Consider the following 15352-nt stretch of genomic DNA (forward strand, 5'->3'; position numbering starts at 1 on the left):
CTCCTCCCGCGAACGAAGCAGGAGACGGCCGCAATCCCGTCGAATCGCAGATCAGGCGGCCTTCGCCGCATCCCGCGTCGGGTAATCGACGTAACCTTCCGGCCCCTGGCTGTACCAGGTCTTCGCTTCGTCCTTGTTCAGGGCGGCGCCCGCGAACAGCCGCTCGGGCAGATCGGGGTTGGCGATGAACGGGCGCCCGAAGGCGACGGCGTCGGCGCGGCCCTCGTCGAGGGCCGCCTGCGCGCGGGGGCCGTCGTAATCCGAGTTCAGGATCAGGGGGCCGTCGAAGGCCGCCTTCATGGTCGGGGCGACCGGGGGATGGTTGGCCGTGCCGAAGGTGCCGTTCGGCCCGGGCTCGCGCAGCTCGAGAAAGGCGATGCCGATCTTCGAGAGGACGGCCGCGGCGGCCCCGAACAGGGCGTCGGGGTTCGAATCGTCCACGCCCTGGATCGCACCGTTGGGCGACAGGCGCACGCCGGTGCGGTCCTTGCCCACGGCATCGGCCACCGTCCGTGTCACCTCGGTGAGGAGGCGGATGCGGTTCTCGATGGAGCCGCCATAGGCGTCGGTCCGGAAGTTCGCGCCGTCGCGCAGGAACTGGTCGATGAGGTAGCCGTTCGCGGCGTGGATCTGCACGCCGTCGAACCCGGCCCGGATGGCGTTGCGCGCAGCGCGGTCATAATCGGCCAGGAGGCGGGGAATCTCGTCGACGGGCAGAGCCCGGGCCTCGGCGTAGGGCTTCTTTCCCTCGTAGGTGTGGGCGGCGTCCGGGGCCGTGGTGGCCGAGGCCGAGATCGGCTTTGCGCCGCCGAGGAAGTCCGGGTGCACGATGCGCCCCATGTGCCAGAGCTGGCAGACGATCTTGCCGCCGGCCTCGTGCACGGCCCGCACCACCGGCTTCCAGGCCTCGACCTGCTCGTCGGACCAGATGCCCGGCGCGAAGGGCCAGCCCAGGCCTTCCTGTGAGATGCCGGTCGCCTCGGTGAGGATCAGCCCCGCGCCGGCACGCTGACGGTAATACTCCACCATGATGGGCGTCGGGACGTGCTCGCGGGTGGCGCGGCCGCGGGTCAGTGGCGCCATGAAGACGCGGTTCTTGGCATCGATCGCGCCGATGCGGATCGGGTCGGACAGGGCAGTCATGGGGACGCTCACGTTGTTTCAAGGACAAGCGGCAAGGACGAACGGACGGTGCGCGGCCTCCGCCGCCCCCGTTGATGTCCTCATGTGGTCGCCGCGCCGGGGCAGGCCAGACACGTACGCCGCGACCGTCGCAAGCTTGTGCGGGTGCGCACGCGCCGTCCCACGCGCCTGGAACCCTGGGGCGGCTTCCTGCACCGCCCGGGCTGGAAGACCATCCGGCTCTGCCGGCGGGCCGCCGGTTTTCGACGGCGTCCGTCGGGGCCGTGGCCTCGATGTCCGCTTCTTCCAAAGCGGCCCCGGTCTGGGGCGCGGCCCGGCGGCCTTGGTCGCCCGCGACCGCGAGCGGCGGCAATCGGAGGAAGGGCGGTTTCCACCACGGCCCGGTGGCCAATGGCGCCGCCGATGCGAGACGCATCACGGGGCGGAGGGCTGGTCGGACCATGGCATCGATTTGCGACGCCGCACCGCACAGCCTCGGGGATCCCCTGCCCCATCGCCGCGGGGCGTCCGGAGCAGTACCGCAGGGCCGGGCCGGTTGCGCTCGCCCATCGGTTGTGCCCGCGCCGATGACCGTCGCCATGGCGTTGCCGATTGCCGGGGCGCCGCATGCGTTGCGGCGAACGGTGCCCCGGCGCTGGCTATCGTGGTCTCACCATCCGGCCGACGATGCAGGTTCAGGCGCCTCCGGTCGATTCCGGCTCCTGCTCCATCCGCACGCAGGCGAGCACTTCCCCGTCCTTCCGGACGACTTCGGCGACCGGCGGCGCGTCGCCGGCGATGCGTGCCACGATCCGCGACGACAGCAGCCAGATGTTGGCCTCGGTGATCGCGTCATCATCCGACTCGGCCCGCAACTTTCGCGAGTGTGATGTACGATGGGCAATCGTGACATCCTCCCGACTGTAAAGATGATGCGCTGTATAAGGCATTATTCCTCCGGCGCGTTAGATGGTCCGCCAAAGATAGTAAAAATAACGCAAGCAACAAGCGTAATTATTGGTATGTAGTATTTTAAATACCAAGAGAGGATAGTCTGATCGTTCTTGCTCGGACTCGCTCTCGGTCGGGATCGGGCCGCCCGCGCCGGAACCCACTGCACCGGGCCGGTGCTCGCCGCTCCGCCCTGCGCGGTCCGGATCGGAAGCCGGCCACCCCGCTGCCCGATCCGGGCACGGTTCGGCCGGGCACATCGTTCAGCTTCCCGGGGGATCGTGCCGGGAAACCGGAGGGCGTCATGGTTGCAGCCATAGCCTCGGTCGCGGTAGCCCTGCAGCCCAGCGAGCGAGGGAGGCGACGACGTGTTCAGCCATATGGTGATTGGCAGCAACGACCTGGCCAAGTCGAAGGCGTTCTACGATGCGCTCTTCGGAGCCATCGGCGGCGAGCCCGGCACGACGGATGCCCTGGGACGTCTGGTCTACGCTCACCGCGGCGGCCGGTTCGTCGTCACCAAGCCGATCGACGGGAAGGCCGCGACCGCTGCCAACGGAGGCACCATCGGGTTCGCGATGGACAGCCCGGATCAGGCCGGCGCCTGGCACGAAGCGGGTGTGACCCACGGGGGCACCTCCGTGGAGAACCCGCCGGGCGAGCGCCAGACGCCGATGGGCCGGATCTATCTCGCCTACCTGCGCGATCCGGACGGCAACAAGCTCTGCGCCCGATACAAGTTCGCGGATTGACGCCGGGGCCGGCCCGACCGGCCGGCCCGCCACGAGCGAGGGCGTGTCACCACCGATAGCTGACCGTTCCGGTGACGCGGCGGCCTTCGCCGTAGTTGCAGCCCACGAAGCCGATCTGCTGCGAGCAGGTGCCGACGAAGACGCGGTCGAGCAAGTTGTTGGCCGCCACCTGGAAGCGCCAGTTCTCGTACTGGTAGCGAATCGCGGCATCGACCAGGAAGTAGTCCGGCACCCGGATGGTGTTCTGAGGGTCGCCGAAGCTGGCGCCGACGTAGCGGAAGCCGGCGCCGAGGCCGAGGCCCCGGAAGGGGCCGTCCTGCACCGTGTAGTCGGCCCAGGTGGCGGCGGTGAAGTTCGGCACCTGGATCGGGCGCCGCCCGACCGCGCTCGGGGCTCCGGCGGGGGGCTCGTCCTTCGTGACCTCGGCGCTCAGGACGGTCGCCGAGGAGATCAGCTTGAACCCGTTGAGCAGATCCACGGTGGCCTCTGTCTCGAAGCCCTTCACCGAGATCTCGCCGACCTGATAGAACGCCTGCTGCAGCGGATCGGTGGGATCGAAGGTCAGCGCGTTGGTCTTCTTGGTGTCGAACACCGAGAACAGGATCGAGCTCGCGGCACCCGGCGGCTGGAACTTCACGCCGGCCTCAATGGTCTCGCCGCGCTCGGGCTTGGGCGGCAGGATGTTGTATGAGGTCGGGACCGCGCCAACGCCCGGAATGGTCTGCGTCGTGCTCTGCTGGACGTAGACCGGCAGCACGTTGAAGGAGCGCGCCGCCGAGACGTAGGGCGTCAGGCCGTTGTCGAAGAGATAGGACAGGCCGGCCCGTCCGCTGAAGGCCTGGACATCCTGGTTCGCGCCGAAGGCGGCGGGGATCGCGTTGGGAACTCCGAAGGCGTCGAGCTGCTGGCGCACGGCGTCGATCGGCGGGTTGATGGCGGTCGTCTTCGTCGTCACCCAGTCGTAGCGGCCGTTGAGGCTGAGCACCCAGCGATCGTCGAACTTGACCTGGTCCTGTGCGTAGAGGCCGACCTGCTCCTGGTCGATGCGCGCGAGCCGCGTCTGCGGGAGCGTGGCGACGCCCGTGCCGTAGACCGGGTTCAGGATGTCGAGGGGGCCGACGAGGGGACCGGCGCCGAGGAGGGCGGCGGTCGGCCCGCCGAACTGATTGCTCTTGTTGTTGACCTTGCTGTAGTCGACGCCGACCAGCGCGGTGTTCTTGATGCGGCCGAACTGGGAATCGTTCTGGAGCTGCGTGTCGACGGTGAAGACGCCGTATTCCTCAAGCCAGGTCTGCGCCGAGCGCCCCAGGATGTTGGGCGCCGTCGGGCTGCTGCTGGTGGCATAGACGGCATTGTAATCCGTCGAGGCATGGGCGTAACGCAGGTTCTGGCGCACGGTCCACGAATCGTCGAACCGGTGCGAGAACTGGTATCCGCCCTCGAAGTGCTCGGCGAGGAAGCGCGAGAAGTTCGGTTCTCCGAGGAAGCGGCTGCGCAGCTGCGCCCGGTAGGGATTGCTGCCGTTGGTGTAGTCGCGCGGAATGGCCCGGAAGGTGTCCCCCGTGCGATCGCGCTGATAATTGCCGAGCAGCGTCAGGCTCGTATCGGCCGAGGGCGCGAAGGTGACCGCGGGAGCGATGTAGATCCGGTCCAGCGGCGTATTATCCACCTGCGTGCCGCCTTCGCGCAGGAGGCCGGTCACGCGGTAGAGGATCGTCTTCTCGGGGTTGACGGGGCCGCTCAGGTCGAAGCCGAACTGCTTGCGGTTGAAGCTGCCATACCCGCCGAAGATCTCGCGATAGGGAACCGCGAGGGGCTTCTTGGTGATGAAGTTGACGAGGCCGCCGGGATCATTGAGCCCGAACAGGCCCGAGCTCGGCCCGCGCAGCACGTCGATGCGCTCGACGCCGTAGGGTTCGATGGGAAAGCCCGAGAAGCTGGTCTGCGGCAGGCGCAGGCCGTCCTTGTAGATGCCGCGCTGGGTCTGGTCGAAGCCCCGGATGATGAGCTGGTCGAACCGCCCGTCCTGTCCCTGCGGCGAGGTGACCACGCCGGCGCTGTAGCCCAGGGCATCGGCGAGGTTCTGGACGCCGCGGTCCTCGATCTGCTTCTGCGTCACCACCGAGATCGACTGGGGCACCTCGCGCAAGGGGGTGTCGGTCTTGGTGCCGGTGTTCGAATTCGGGACCACATAGGAGGTGGCCGCCTTCAGCGCGCTCGCGGTGCCGGCCGGGATTCCGGTCCCCGAACCGACCACCGACAGGGTGTCGAGCTGCACCGCGGCGGTGCCGCCCGCATTCTGCGCCAGGGCCGTACCGCTCCCCAGGGCCGGCGCCATCGCCGCCAGCGCGAGGGCGGAAACGCCCGCCGCGCCGATCCAGCGACCGTGGCGCGCGGACTTCGGGAACGCGGGAAGGGGCTCGGCCTGGATCATGGGGAATGCTTTCCGATGCCGATCTTGACGTCATGCAGCAGACGGGATCAGCGAGAACCGTCGAAAGGACACTTGCCGAACACTCCCGAATAAATTTGGAGCTGTTCTAAGCAGGAGATCTTGTCTTACAGCGACGAGGTGCGCATGCGGGAGGCTATTGATCAAGCTGACTCTGCGGCCGGTTCCCATATTCCAATGCGGCGTTGTTGATTCAACACATAAACACTTTGGAATAAATAAAAACTCGAAGACTTACCGCCGCGCCAGCAGCCACATCATGAAGGGCGCGCCCACGAGGGCGGCCACGAGGCCGGCCGGAAGCTGGTCGGGGAAGAACGCCGTCCGACCGAGGAAATCCGCCGCCACCATGATCAGCGCGCCGACGAGGGCGGAGCCCGCGAGATGGGGCGCGGCCCGCGCCAGGCCGGCGAGCCGCGCCACCTGCGGCGCCACGAGGCCGACGAAGCTCAAGGGGCCGGCGACGAGGGTTCCGGCCGCCGTGAGGAGGGCCGCCAGCGTCAGGATGGCGAGCCGGCTTCCCCCCAGATTCAGGCCGAGCGCCCGCCCGGTGGCGTCCCCCAGCGGCATCAGGTCGAGCCAGCGCACCACCAGGGGCAGGAAGGCCGCCCCGATCCCGAGGAGGGCCAGGGCCGCGACGGCATCGTCGGGCGCCACCCGCGCGGTCGAACCCGCCGTCCAGGCCCGCAGCATCACCACCGCCGGATCGCCGCTGATCATCAGGATGGTGAGGAGCGCGCCGAATCCCGTGGTGAGGGCGATGCCGGCGAGCAGCATCTGTTCCGGTGCGAGGGCGGCCCGCCGGCCGAGCGCCAGGATCGCCAGGAGGGAGACCAGGGCGCCGGCGCCGCCCGCGCCGAGGAGCATCGCCCGATCCGGCAGGGCGACGAGCAGGCTGAGGGTGATCAGCCCGAAGGCCGCTCCCGCGCTCACGCCGAGGACCTCCGGGCTCGCGAGCGGGTTGCCGGTGAGGCGTTGGACCAGGGCGCCGGCCAGCGCCAGGGTCGCGCCCGCGGCCAGCGCGGCGACGACGCGCGGCCAGCGCCAGGGCATCACTTCGGCGAGGCCGTCGCCGAGGCTGACGACCCAGCCGCCCTCCTGTCGGCCGAGCACCAGGGCGCCGACGGACAGGAGCGTCAACAACGCGCCCCAGGCGGCGATGCGGCGCCAGGGCCTCGGCGCGCGCGCCGTCGCCTCGCCGGCGTGGTTGAGACTTCCGACCCCGCGCAGGCGCGGCAGCAGCCAGAGCAGCAGCGGCACGCCGAGGAGCGCCGCGAAGGCGCCGGTCGGCAGGGAGACCAGGGGGCCGAGGGCCAGCACCACCGCATCGGTGAGCCAGAGCAGGGCGCCCCCGAGCAGGGGCGCGGCGATCAGGCGGTCGCGCAGGCGCCGGGTTCCGGTGAGCCGCACCAGGATCGGCGCGGCGAAGCCGACGAAGCCGATCACGCCGACGCCGCTCACGACGAAGCCGGCGAGCGCCACCGCGAGCACCAGGGCGCCGAGACGGGCCGGCCCGAGGCCGAGCCCGAGGCTGCGCGCGCTGGTCTCGTCGAGGTCGAGGAGCGCGAGCGGCCGGACCATCAGGGCCACGAGTCCGGCGGCGATGGCGAGGCGCGGCGCGAGGTAGGCCGGGGCCGACCAGTCGTTCATGGCCAGCGACCCGGCACCCCAGACGAACAGCCCGAACAGGCGCTCCTGGTGCAGGATGACCAGGAGGGTCTGGATCGCCCCGCAGGTGAGCTCGACCACGAGCCCGGCCAGCAGCAGCCCGAGGGGCGCGAAGCCCCGGTTTCGGCCGAGGGCGAAGACCGCGAGCGCCGCGAGGCCGGCCCCCGCGAGCGCCACCGCCTCGCGCCCATTCGCGAACAGGCCGGGGGCGAACAGGGAGGCGAGCGCCAGGGCGAGCTGTGCGCCGGACGAGATCCCGAGGGTCGACGGCGAGGCCAGGGGATTGCGCAGGACCTGCTGCAGCACGGTGCCGGACAGGGCGAGCGCCGCGCCGGCGAGCCAGGCGGTGGCGAGGCGGGGGGCGAGGCTCTCGTGCAGGATGACCTGCCGGATGTCGGTCCAGTCCGGGTTCCACAGGGCGGACAGGGCTCGCGCCACGGGCAGGTCCGCCGTGAGGCCGCGCAGGGTGAGGAGCGCGGCCGCGAGGCACACGGCCCCGATGAGCAGCGCCGTGCCGGAGGGACGGCGCGCGGGGGGACCCGCGATGGCCCGCGCCTCAGCCACGCGGACAGGTCTCCCGCTGCCGTTCCGCCATCAGACCGACAAAGCGCGCGATCGCCGGCAGTCCGCCGTAGAACCAGACCGGCGGCAACACGGCGACCCGGTGGTCGCGGACCGCCGGGAGTGCCTGCCAGAGCCGGCTCGACGCCAGGGCCCGGGCGGCATCCGAGCGGATCGGGCCGATATGGACGATGCGGGCGTCGGGCGGACCGGCGGCCAGCTGCTCGATGCCGAGGGCGGTAAAGCCGTAGGCGTTGGTCGGCCCGGTCCAGGCATTGGCGAGGCCGAGCCGGTCGAGCACCGTCTGAAACAGGCTGTTGCGGCCGTAGACCACCACGTTGCGGTGATCGACGATCCAGACGAGGAAGACCGGCCGCCGGTCGCCGGGGCAGGCCTCGGCGGCGAGGGTTTCCAGCAGCGTCGCGGTGCGCGTCTCCAGGGCCTCGGCGGCGGCCTCGCGCCCGATCAGCGCGGCGATGCGCCGGGTTTCGGCCCGGGCCCGGGCGTAGGGCGTGCCCGCCTGGGCGTAGATCGAGACCGCCTCGGTCGGCGCGATCCGGCGGAGGAAGTCGCCCTGGCTCGCCACCTGAAGGGGGTTACCCAGGATGAGGTCGGGCTTCAACCGGGCCAGGACCTCGAGATTGGGTTCCACGACGAGGCCGAGATCGGTGACGCCCGGCGGCAGGGTGGGCGCCACGACGGTGCGGTTGTAGCCCTCCGGCTGGGTCACGCCCACGGGCACGAGGCCGAGGCCGAGCAGCAGTTCCACCGCGCCCCAGTCGAGGGCGGCGACCCGTGGACCCGCCGGTTCGGCCCGTGCCGGCAGCGATGCGGCGAGCAGGACGAGGATCCATCCGAGGACGATCCGGCGACGAACCTCAGCGCGCATCGGCGCGGACCAGCCCGGCATGGCCGGTCTCGGGGCGCTTCTCGGGCGCGAGGCTCGCGCGCCGGAGGCTGGGGACGAGGGCCGCGAAACCGGCCGTCGCCGCGAGGCAGAGCCCCCCGCCCGTCACCAGGGCGAGGCGCGCGGAGGCGAGATGCGCGCTGGTGCCCATCTGCAGGCCGCCGAGCGCCGGGCCGAGGGTCTCCTCCAGCACCCAGAGGCTCGAGACCCGGCCGAGCATCGCGTCCGGCGTGGCGCGCTGGATCAGGGCGGCGCGCAGGATGCCGGCCAGGCTCGCGGCGGCCCCCAGGACGGCGAGGACGAGCAGGGCCGGGACGAGGCCGCCGACGAGGCCGAGGGCGAGGCAGGCTCCGGCCCAGACCGCCACGCAGGCCAGCAGCCAGCGCCCCGCCCAGGGGCTCGCCCCGGCACGGCCGGAGCCGAGGGCGCCGATCAGGGCGCCCAAAGCGGGCGCGGCGTAGAGGAGGCCGAGGCTGTCGGCGTCGCCGCGGAAGGCGCGGGCGGCGAGTTCGGGCAGGAGCACGTAGGGCACCGCGAAGACCAGGGCGACGAGATCGATGAGCAGGAGGCTGAGGACCAGGGGCGAGCGCAGCAGGAACCGGAGGCCGCCCGTCCGATCCGACGGCACGTCGCCGTCGGGAGCGATGCGCCCCGGCGGCAGGCGCGGAAGCCGGGCGAGCAGGATCGGCGTCAGGCCCGAGGCCAGCGCCACCAGTCCGTAGCAAGCGACCAGGCCCATCCGCGCCGTGATCGCCCCGGCGAGGAACGGCCCCGCGATGGCGCCGGCCTGGGCCGCCACGGCGGTGAGGGCGGCCGCCCCGGCGAGGTGCTCGCGCCCGACCAGGGCCGGGGTCGCGGCCATCAGGGCCGGCATGCCGAAGCCGAAGGTCGCCCCGCCCACCACGGCGGCCGCGAAGATCGGCAGGATTCCGGGCTCGGCCAGGGCCGCGTTGCCCATCAGGATCAGGATCGCGGCCAGGTGCGCGGTCCGGGACCACACCATCACGGCGCGCCGGTCGAAGCGGTCGGCGAGCCAGCCGCCGACCATCAGCGACAGGGCCATCGGCCCCGCCACGGCGGCGTTCAGCAGCGCCACCTGAAGGGACGAGTCCGTGAGCGCGTAGGTCTGCAGGCTGACGGCGACGCCGAGCACCCCGAAGGCCAGGAAGGAGGCGGCCCGCGCCGCATAGAGCAGCCGGAAGCCCGGGCTCGCGCGCAGGGGCGCGACGTCGATGAAGGCGAAGGCGGCCATCGCGGGTCCCTACGTGTCCGCGTCCTCGCTGTGCCCGCGCCGCCAATAGGCCACCGCGAGGTGCCGGTCGCGGGGAAGGCCGCAGGTCCTGCGCCAATGGGCGCGCAGGGCCTTGAAGGTCTCGAACTCGGTGCCGGCCCAGGCGAAGACGCGGCGGTCCTGCGGGATCGGAACCGCCTTCACGGCCTCGGCCAACCGGAGCGTGGATCCCGCGGGTGCGCCCGTCCGGTGCAGCCAGCGCAGGGCGATTCCCTCGGGATGCGCCAGGGTCAGTTCGTCGGCCGCCTCACCGACCTCGATCACCGCGACGCCGGTGGCCTCCGGGGCGAGGCGCTCGAGGATGCGGGCGATGGCCGGCAGCGCCGTCTCGTCGCCGGCCAGCAGGTACCAGTCCGCCGGCGCGACGCCCCGGCCGCCCGGACCCAGCAACCCGACGACGTCGCCGAAGCGGGCGCGCGCGGCGAAGGCCGCCCCCGGGCCGGGCGCATCGTGCAGGACGAAGTCCACCGCGATCTCGCCGGCCGCCGCATCGACACGCCGGACGGTGTAGGTGCGCAGGGCCGGCGCGGACGGCCCCTGCGGCCAGACCGGGATCCCGTCGGCGCCCGGCACCGGCCAGACCGGTGGCTGGCCCTCGGGCGGGATCAGCAGGTGGATGTGCATGTCCGGCGCGTCGTAGCGCGCGAGATCCCGGCCCGCGAAGGTGATGCGGCGCAGGTGCGGGGTCAGGTCCTCGATCCGGCGGACCCGGACCTCGCGTAGACTCGGCAGGGTGGTGTCCGCGCAGCCGTCCCCGGTCCAGATCAGCCTGGCCTCCGCCGCGCCCGGCAGTTCCCGCAGGTGCTGGGCGAGCATGAACTTGATGGCGGCGAGCCGGGTGGTGTCGTCGGCCTCGGCCCGCAGGGTCAGGCGATCCCGATCGATCTCCAGGCTGCCGGTCCCGATGTCGAAGGCGATCCGGGCACGCCCGGGCGCGGCCTCGACGACGAAGTCGTGTTCCTCGAAATGCTCGCAGAGATGCGCCACGTGCCGCTCGGCATCGGCGAGATGGACCTGGGCTTCGGCCGCCAGCAATGTCACAGGATGGTCTCCCCGTACGCGCGAAGGACGCGCGGATGTGCGATTCGAGCCGATCGAGCGATGTCTCTGGTCGGCCAGCCCTAGAGGATGGACGACGCAGAAACAACAGAGATGCTTGTTTTGTAATGGTTCTAAGTCTTTCGACGCGGATGTTGTCCATTCACGAAGAGCGATCTGTTCTTCGGTTTGTCTGAAGTGATCCTCGACGATCGCCCGCGCCGTTCCGCGCCGGAACCGATCGAGATCGCCTCACGCCGCCGCGGCCCGGCACAGGGCGGTGCCGTCGCGGATCATGAAGTTCACCAGCGTCGGCGAGATGCCGGCCTCCCGGGCCAGCACGTTCTGGGGCACGCCCTCGATGCGGTGGGCCAGGAAGACCCGGCGGGTGCGCTCGGGCGTTTCCGCCAGGGCGGCCAGGACGGCGCGCAGAGCCTCGCAGCGCTCCAAGTGCGCCTGCGGGCAGGTGCAGGGCGCCGGCACGGCATCCGCCTCGGCGTCCGGCGCCAGGCGGCAGCGCTCGCGCAAGTGGCGGCGGGCGCAATCGATCGCGGCGTTTCGGACGATGCGGCGCAGATACGGCGCGGGTGCCGCGACCTCGGGACAGGCCGAGGCCTCGCACAGCTTCAGCACGACGTCCTGCACCACGTCCTCCGCGGTGGCGCGGTCACGCAGGATGCGGGCGGCGACGTCCACCAGGGCGGCCTGCTCGCGCACCAGGGCGGCGAGCAGGGTGGCGATGGCGGGCGAGGAGCCCTGCGGGGGCGCGGAAACCCGGGTCTGTGTCATCGACAGCCTTCCTCGTCGTGATGGCCGCGACGATCCTTCGGAGACGGGGCGGGCTCGGCGCCCGGTGCCGCGTCATCTGTGATCGTCGAATCCACAAGCGAGGCTATGTCGGCAGATCTCCGACGAATTCAAGCTTGTACTTGAAAATAAGATCTGGAATTAGAAGAGTTCCAATTCAAAATTACCCTATTTATGGACAATAGTCTTTCACTGTTGCTATCTATTATACCGATGGTGGATGGGCATCGTCTTGCCCCCGCGCGCCCTGGCGAAGCGACACGAGAGGCGGAATCCATGGTTCGAACCGAAACGGACTTCGCGACGCTGCTCGACGCGCATCTGCGGATGCAGGCGGGATGCTACGTGGCCGGTGTCGCGCCGGCCCCCGCCGGCGGATGCTACGTCTGGTCCGCCCTCCCCGAGCCGGGCTTCAATCTGGCCATCGGCACGCGGGATCTCGGCTGGATGGCGGCCATGGCCCGCCGGCACGGACGCCGGCCCGCGCGCCTCGCCCTCGACGGCGAGGCACCGGTCGATTCGGATGCGAAGCCGGCCTGCCTCGCCCGCTACCCGACCCGGTGGATGGTGCGGGACACGGCCGCGTCGGAGCCGGCCCCGCCGGAGGGAATCGACCTGACGGTGGAGACGGCCCCCGCGCCCGGCGACGCCTTCCTCTCGGTCTGCGGTGACCTTTACGCGGAGCCCGCGTTCAACGCCGTGGCGCAGGCTGTCTTCGTGCCGCTCCTGGCCGCGGCGCGGGCGGTGCCGGGGGTCGAGACCCGGCACCTCACCCTGAGCGCGGCGGGCGTGCCGGTGGCCTGCGCTTCGCTCTACCGGGCCGGCCCCCTGGCGGGCCTGTACAATGTCGGCACCCGCGCGTCCCACCAGGGCCGGGGCCTCGGCGCCCGGGCGACGCGGGCCGCCCTCCGCTGCGCGGCGGAGGCCGGCGCCGGGACGGTGTTCCTGCAATGCGTCGGCGACGGCCCGGTCGAGCGCCTCTACCGGCGCCTCGGCTTCACGGTGGCGGCGAGCCCTGTCCTGGAGGTCTACGACGAATCCTGAGCGCGCCTCAGGCGCCGCCCGCGTCGAGACGGGCCGCGAAGCAGTCGTGGAAATCGGCCGAGTCGACGATTTCCCGGTGGGTGACGCCGGGAATGACGTCGCGGCTCAGCACATGCCCGGAGTAGCGGCTCCAATCCACGTGGTTGAGGCCCCGCGCGAGCGATTCTCCGGCGAGCCAGACCCGGATCGGGGCATCGAAGGCCGCGGCTCGGTATCCCCGGTACAGCAGCGTGTTGTCCACGAAGGTCCAGAGCTCGAATTCCTTGCTGCCGAGGCCCGGCCCGTCGGCGGGCAGCGGGCCGGTGGCGGCGACGTAGGCGAGGAACTGCGCCGTCAGGCCCTCGTCCATGCGCCGGAACAGGTCCTCCCAGTCGGCCCGCATGGGCGAGCGCTCGAGCCAGAGGGCGACCTGCGCCTGCCGGGCGCTGCGCTCCTCCGGCGACAGGCGCGGCAGGGCGCCGACCGAGAAGTTCACGTCGATGTCGCAGACATCGAGCATGCCGACGAAGGTCAGGTCCACGTCCGAGCCCAGCATCCGGGCGGCCTCGTAGGCGAGCACGCCGCCCCAGGACCAGCCGAGCAGGGTGCAGGGCCTGCCCGCGCACTCGGCCCGGATGGTCTCCGCGTAGCGCGCGGCGATGTCCTCCACCGAGACCACGCTCTTGCGGGCCTCGGTGAGCGAGTAGCACACGAAGCCGGTCACCGGCTGGTCCGGCCCGAGGCGGCGCACCAGGGGCGCGTATTCGCGGGTGTTCACCATCAGGCCGGGGAAGCAGTAGAGCATCGGGCGCGTCCCGGTGCGTGAGAGGTGCACCACCTGAGCCGTGCCGACCGCGTCGTCGCTCAGCGCCGCCGCCAGGGTCGCCACGGTCTGGTTGTTGAACAGGTCCGCGATGGTGGGCGCGCGGCCCGGAAAGGCCTTCCCCAGGGCGGTGAGCACCCGCAGGGCCGTGAGGGAATGCGCGCCGGCTTCGAAGAAGTTCTGGTCTGGGGTGATGGTTTGCAGGCCGAGGGCCTCGGCCCAGATGCGGGCGACCGTGGCCTCGGTCTCGTTCAGGGGGCGGGCCGGCGCCGCCTCGGCGGGGCCGTCGGCGGGCGCCGGCAGGGCCGCCCGGTCGAGCTTGCCCCCCGGCGTCAGCGGCAAGGCCGCCAGCATCACGATGCGGGCCGGCACCAGGTAGTCCGGCAGCCGCCGCGCCAGGGCCGCCCGCACGGCCCCCTCCTCCGGCGCCGCGCCGGGGGCCGCCACCACGTAGCCGACCAGGCGCGGACCGGCCGGCCCGTCCCGCAGGGCGGCGGCGGCGCCCGCCACGGTCTCCTGGGCGAGCAGGGCCGCCTCGACCTCGCCGAGTTCGATCCGGAAGCCGCGCAGCTTCACCTGCGCGTCCGCCCGCCCGAGATACGCCACCGTCCCGTCCGCCCGCCAGCGGGCGAGGTCGCCCGTGCGGTAGAGCCGTGCCCCGGGCGCTCCGTAGGGGTCGGGCAGGAAGCGGGCCGCCGTCTGTCCGGGCTGGCCGAGATAGCCCCGCGCCAGGCAGGCGCCGGCGAGGTAGAGCTCGCCCGTCACGCCCACCGGCACCGGCTCCAGGGCCGGGTCCAGGACGAGGGCGCGCCGCGGGCCGACCGCCCGGCCGATCGGCGCGTAGGCGTCCTCCACGCCGGCCTGCCCGTTCGTCTTCCAGGCCAGGGGCGAGATGACCGTCTCGGTGGGGCCGTAGCCGTTGACAAGGAAGCGCGGGCGCAAGGCCCGTGCGATGAGCCCGAAGCTCTCGCGCGAGAGGGCCTCGCCGCCGAAGGCGTAGGAGCGCGGGCTCGGGGGCGGACCGGCGGCGGCCTCGATCGCCAGGGCGTGCATGTAGGCGGTGGGGAAGCCCGCATGGCTGACGCGGTGGCGCTCCATGGCGTCGAGGGCTTCGCGCGGGGTCCAGAGGCCGTCGGGTTTGAGGACGAGGCAGGCGCCGAAGGCGAGGGGCACCATCCAGCGCTCGTGGGCGCCGTCGAAGCTCATGGAGAGGACGTGGAGTTCGCGGGTGTGGGGTCCGGTCTCGTAGAGGGCGCCGGTGGCGCGGACATGGGCGGCCAGCGGGCCGTGGGCGACGGCGACGCCCTTGGGCCGGCCGGAGGAGCCGGAGGTGTGGATCACGTAGGCGATCTGGTCGGGGTGGAGGGGCACGTCGGGTGCGCCGGCGGGCGGGCTCGCGGGGTCGCGGGTATTTCGGTCGCGGGCGTCACGATGGAGGGCGTCGAGGTCGAGGGTTTCGGGCAGGCCCGGGACGGGGGCGAGGCGGGCGAGGGTGTCGGCGTCGCCGAGGACGAGGCGGGGTTCGGCGTCGGCCAGGAGGGCGGCGATCCGGGCGGGGGGCAGGCCGGGATCGAGGGGCAGGAAGGCGCCGCCGGCGCGCAGGACGGCGAGGAAGGCGGCGATCTGGCGGGCGGAGCGCGGCAGGGCGACGGCGACGATCGTCTCGGCCCGGACGCCGCGCCGGACGAGGGCGTGGGCGAGGCGGTCGGCGTCGGCGTCGAGGGCGGCGAAGGCGGTGGTGGTGTCGCCGCAGATCACGGCGGGGGCGTCGGGGCGTGCGGCGGCGGCCCGCGCGATCAGGCCGGGCAGGAGGTCGTCGGCCAGGGGCAGCGGTCCCGGATAGGGCGCCGACAGGGCCAGGCGGGTCTGTTCGGTGACGAGCGGCAGCAGGTCCACCCGCCGCGCCGGCTCCGCCACCACGGCCCCCAGAAGACGCAGGAAACCGTCGCGGATCCGC

11 protein-coding genes are annotated in these 15352 nt (G+C 72.1%); 2 read left to right on the top strand and 9 right to left on the bottom strand.

From position 1 onward, the window contains the following. Positions 1-51: 51 nt before the first annotated feature. On the bottom strand, positions 52-1143 hold the full coding sequence (locus ACLBWX_RS15655) for an alkene reductase (RefSeq protein WP_447677946.1): 1092 nt from the start codon (positions 1141-1143) through the stop codon (positions 52-54). A 674-nt stretch (positions 1144-1817) separates the two neighbouring features. Continuing rightward, a complete protein-coding gene (locus ACLBWX_RS15660) occupies positions 1818-2072 on the bottom strand; it encodes a hypothetical protein (RefSeq protein ID WP_447677947.1) in 255 nt (84 codons plus the stop codon). A gap of 369 nt (positions 2073-2441) precedes the next feature. On the opposite strand from ACLBWX_RS15660, the gene ACLBWX_RS15665 reads away from it, so the two are divergent. Continuing rightward, positions 2442-2825, top strand: coding sequence for a VOC family protein (locus ACLBWX_RS15665; protein ID WP_447677948.1), 384 nt, complete (start codon positions 2442-2444; stop codon positions 2823-2825). Between the two features lie 46 nt (positions 2826-2871). Here ACLBWX_RS15665 and ACLBWX_RS15670 read toward each other — a convergent pair whose 3' ends face one another. The 6 genes from ACLBWX_RS15670 to ACLBWX_RS15695 all read right to left on the bottom strand — a co-directional run bounded on the left by ACLBWX_RS15670 (position 2872) and on the right by ACLBWX_RS15695 (position 11531). After that, positions 2872-5259, bottom strand: coding sequence for a TonB-dependent siderophore receptor (locus ACLBWX_RS15670; RefSeq protein ID WP_447677949.1), 2388 nt, complete (start codon positions 5257-5259; stop codon positions 2872-2874). Between the two features lie 252 nt (positions 5260-5511). Continuing rightward, positions 5512-7509 (bottom strand): Fe(3+)-hydroxamate ABC transporter permease FhuB, encoded by a 1998-nt coding sequence (gene fhuB / locus ACLBWX_RS15675; RefSeq protein ID WP_447677950.1) that lies wholly within the window; start codon positions 7507-7509, stop codon positions 5512-5514. Continuing rightward, positions 7502-8416, bottom strand: coding sequence for an ABC transporter substrate-binding protein (locus ACLBWX_RS15680; RefSeq protein ID WP_447677951.1), 915 nt, complete (start codon positions 8414-8416; stop codon positions 7502-7504). The genes fhuB and ACLBWX_RS15680 overlap by 8 nt, the downstream gene beginning before the upstream one ends. Beyond that, positions 8385-9665, bottom strand: a complete 1281-nt coding sequence (locus ACLBWX_RS15685) for an MFS transporter (protein ID WP_447677952.1) — start codon at positions 9663-9665, stop codon at positions 8385-8387. Before ACLBWX_RS15685 ends, ACLBWX_RS15680 begins: the two co-directional genes overlap by 32 nt. A 9-nt stretch (positions 9666-9674) precedes the next feature. Further along, entirely contained in the window at positions 9675-10745 is a 1071-nt protein-coding gene (locus tag ACLBWX_RS15690) for a DUF2218 domain-containing protein (RefSeq protein ID WP_447677953.1), read from the bottom strand. A 249-nt stretch (positions 10746-10994) separates the two neighbouring features. After that, on the bottom strand, positions 10995-11531 hold the full coding sequence (locus ACLBWX_RS15695) for a sigma-70 family RNA polymerase sigma factor (protein WP_447677954.1): 537 nt from the start codon (positions 11529-11531) through the stop codon (positions 10995-10997). Between the two features lie 294 nt (positions 11532-11825). Here ACLBWX_RS15695 and ACLBWX_RS15700 point away from each other — a divergent pair, with 294 nt between their 5' ends. Next, positions 11826-12593 carry a GNAT family N-acetyltransferase gene (locus ACLBWX_RS15700; protein ID WP_447677955.1) on the top strand — a complete coding sequence of 256 codons (768 nt, stop codon included), beginning with the start codon at positions 11826-11828 and terminating at the stop codon, positions 12591-12593. Between the two features lie 7 nt (positions 12594-12600). Here ACLBWX_RS15700 and ACLBWX_RS15705 read toward each other — a convergent pair. Further along, positions 12601-15352 (bottom strand): amino acid adenylation domain-containing protein (locus ACLBWX_RS15705; protein WP_447677956.1); only part of this gene is annotated, 2752 nt, incomplete at its 5' end.

Source organism: Methylobacterium sp. M6A4_1b, assembly GCF_053345175.1.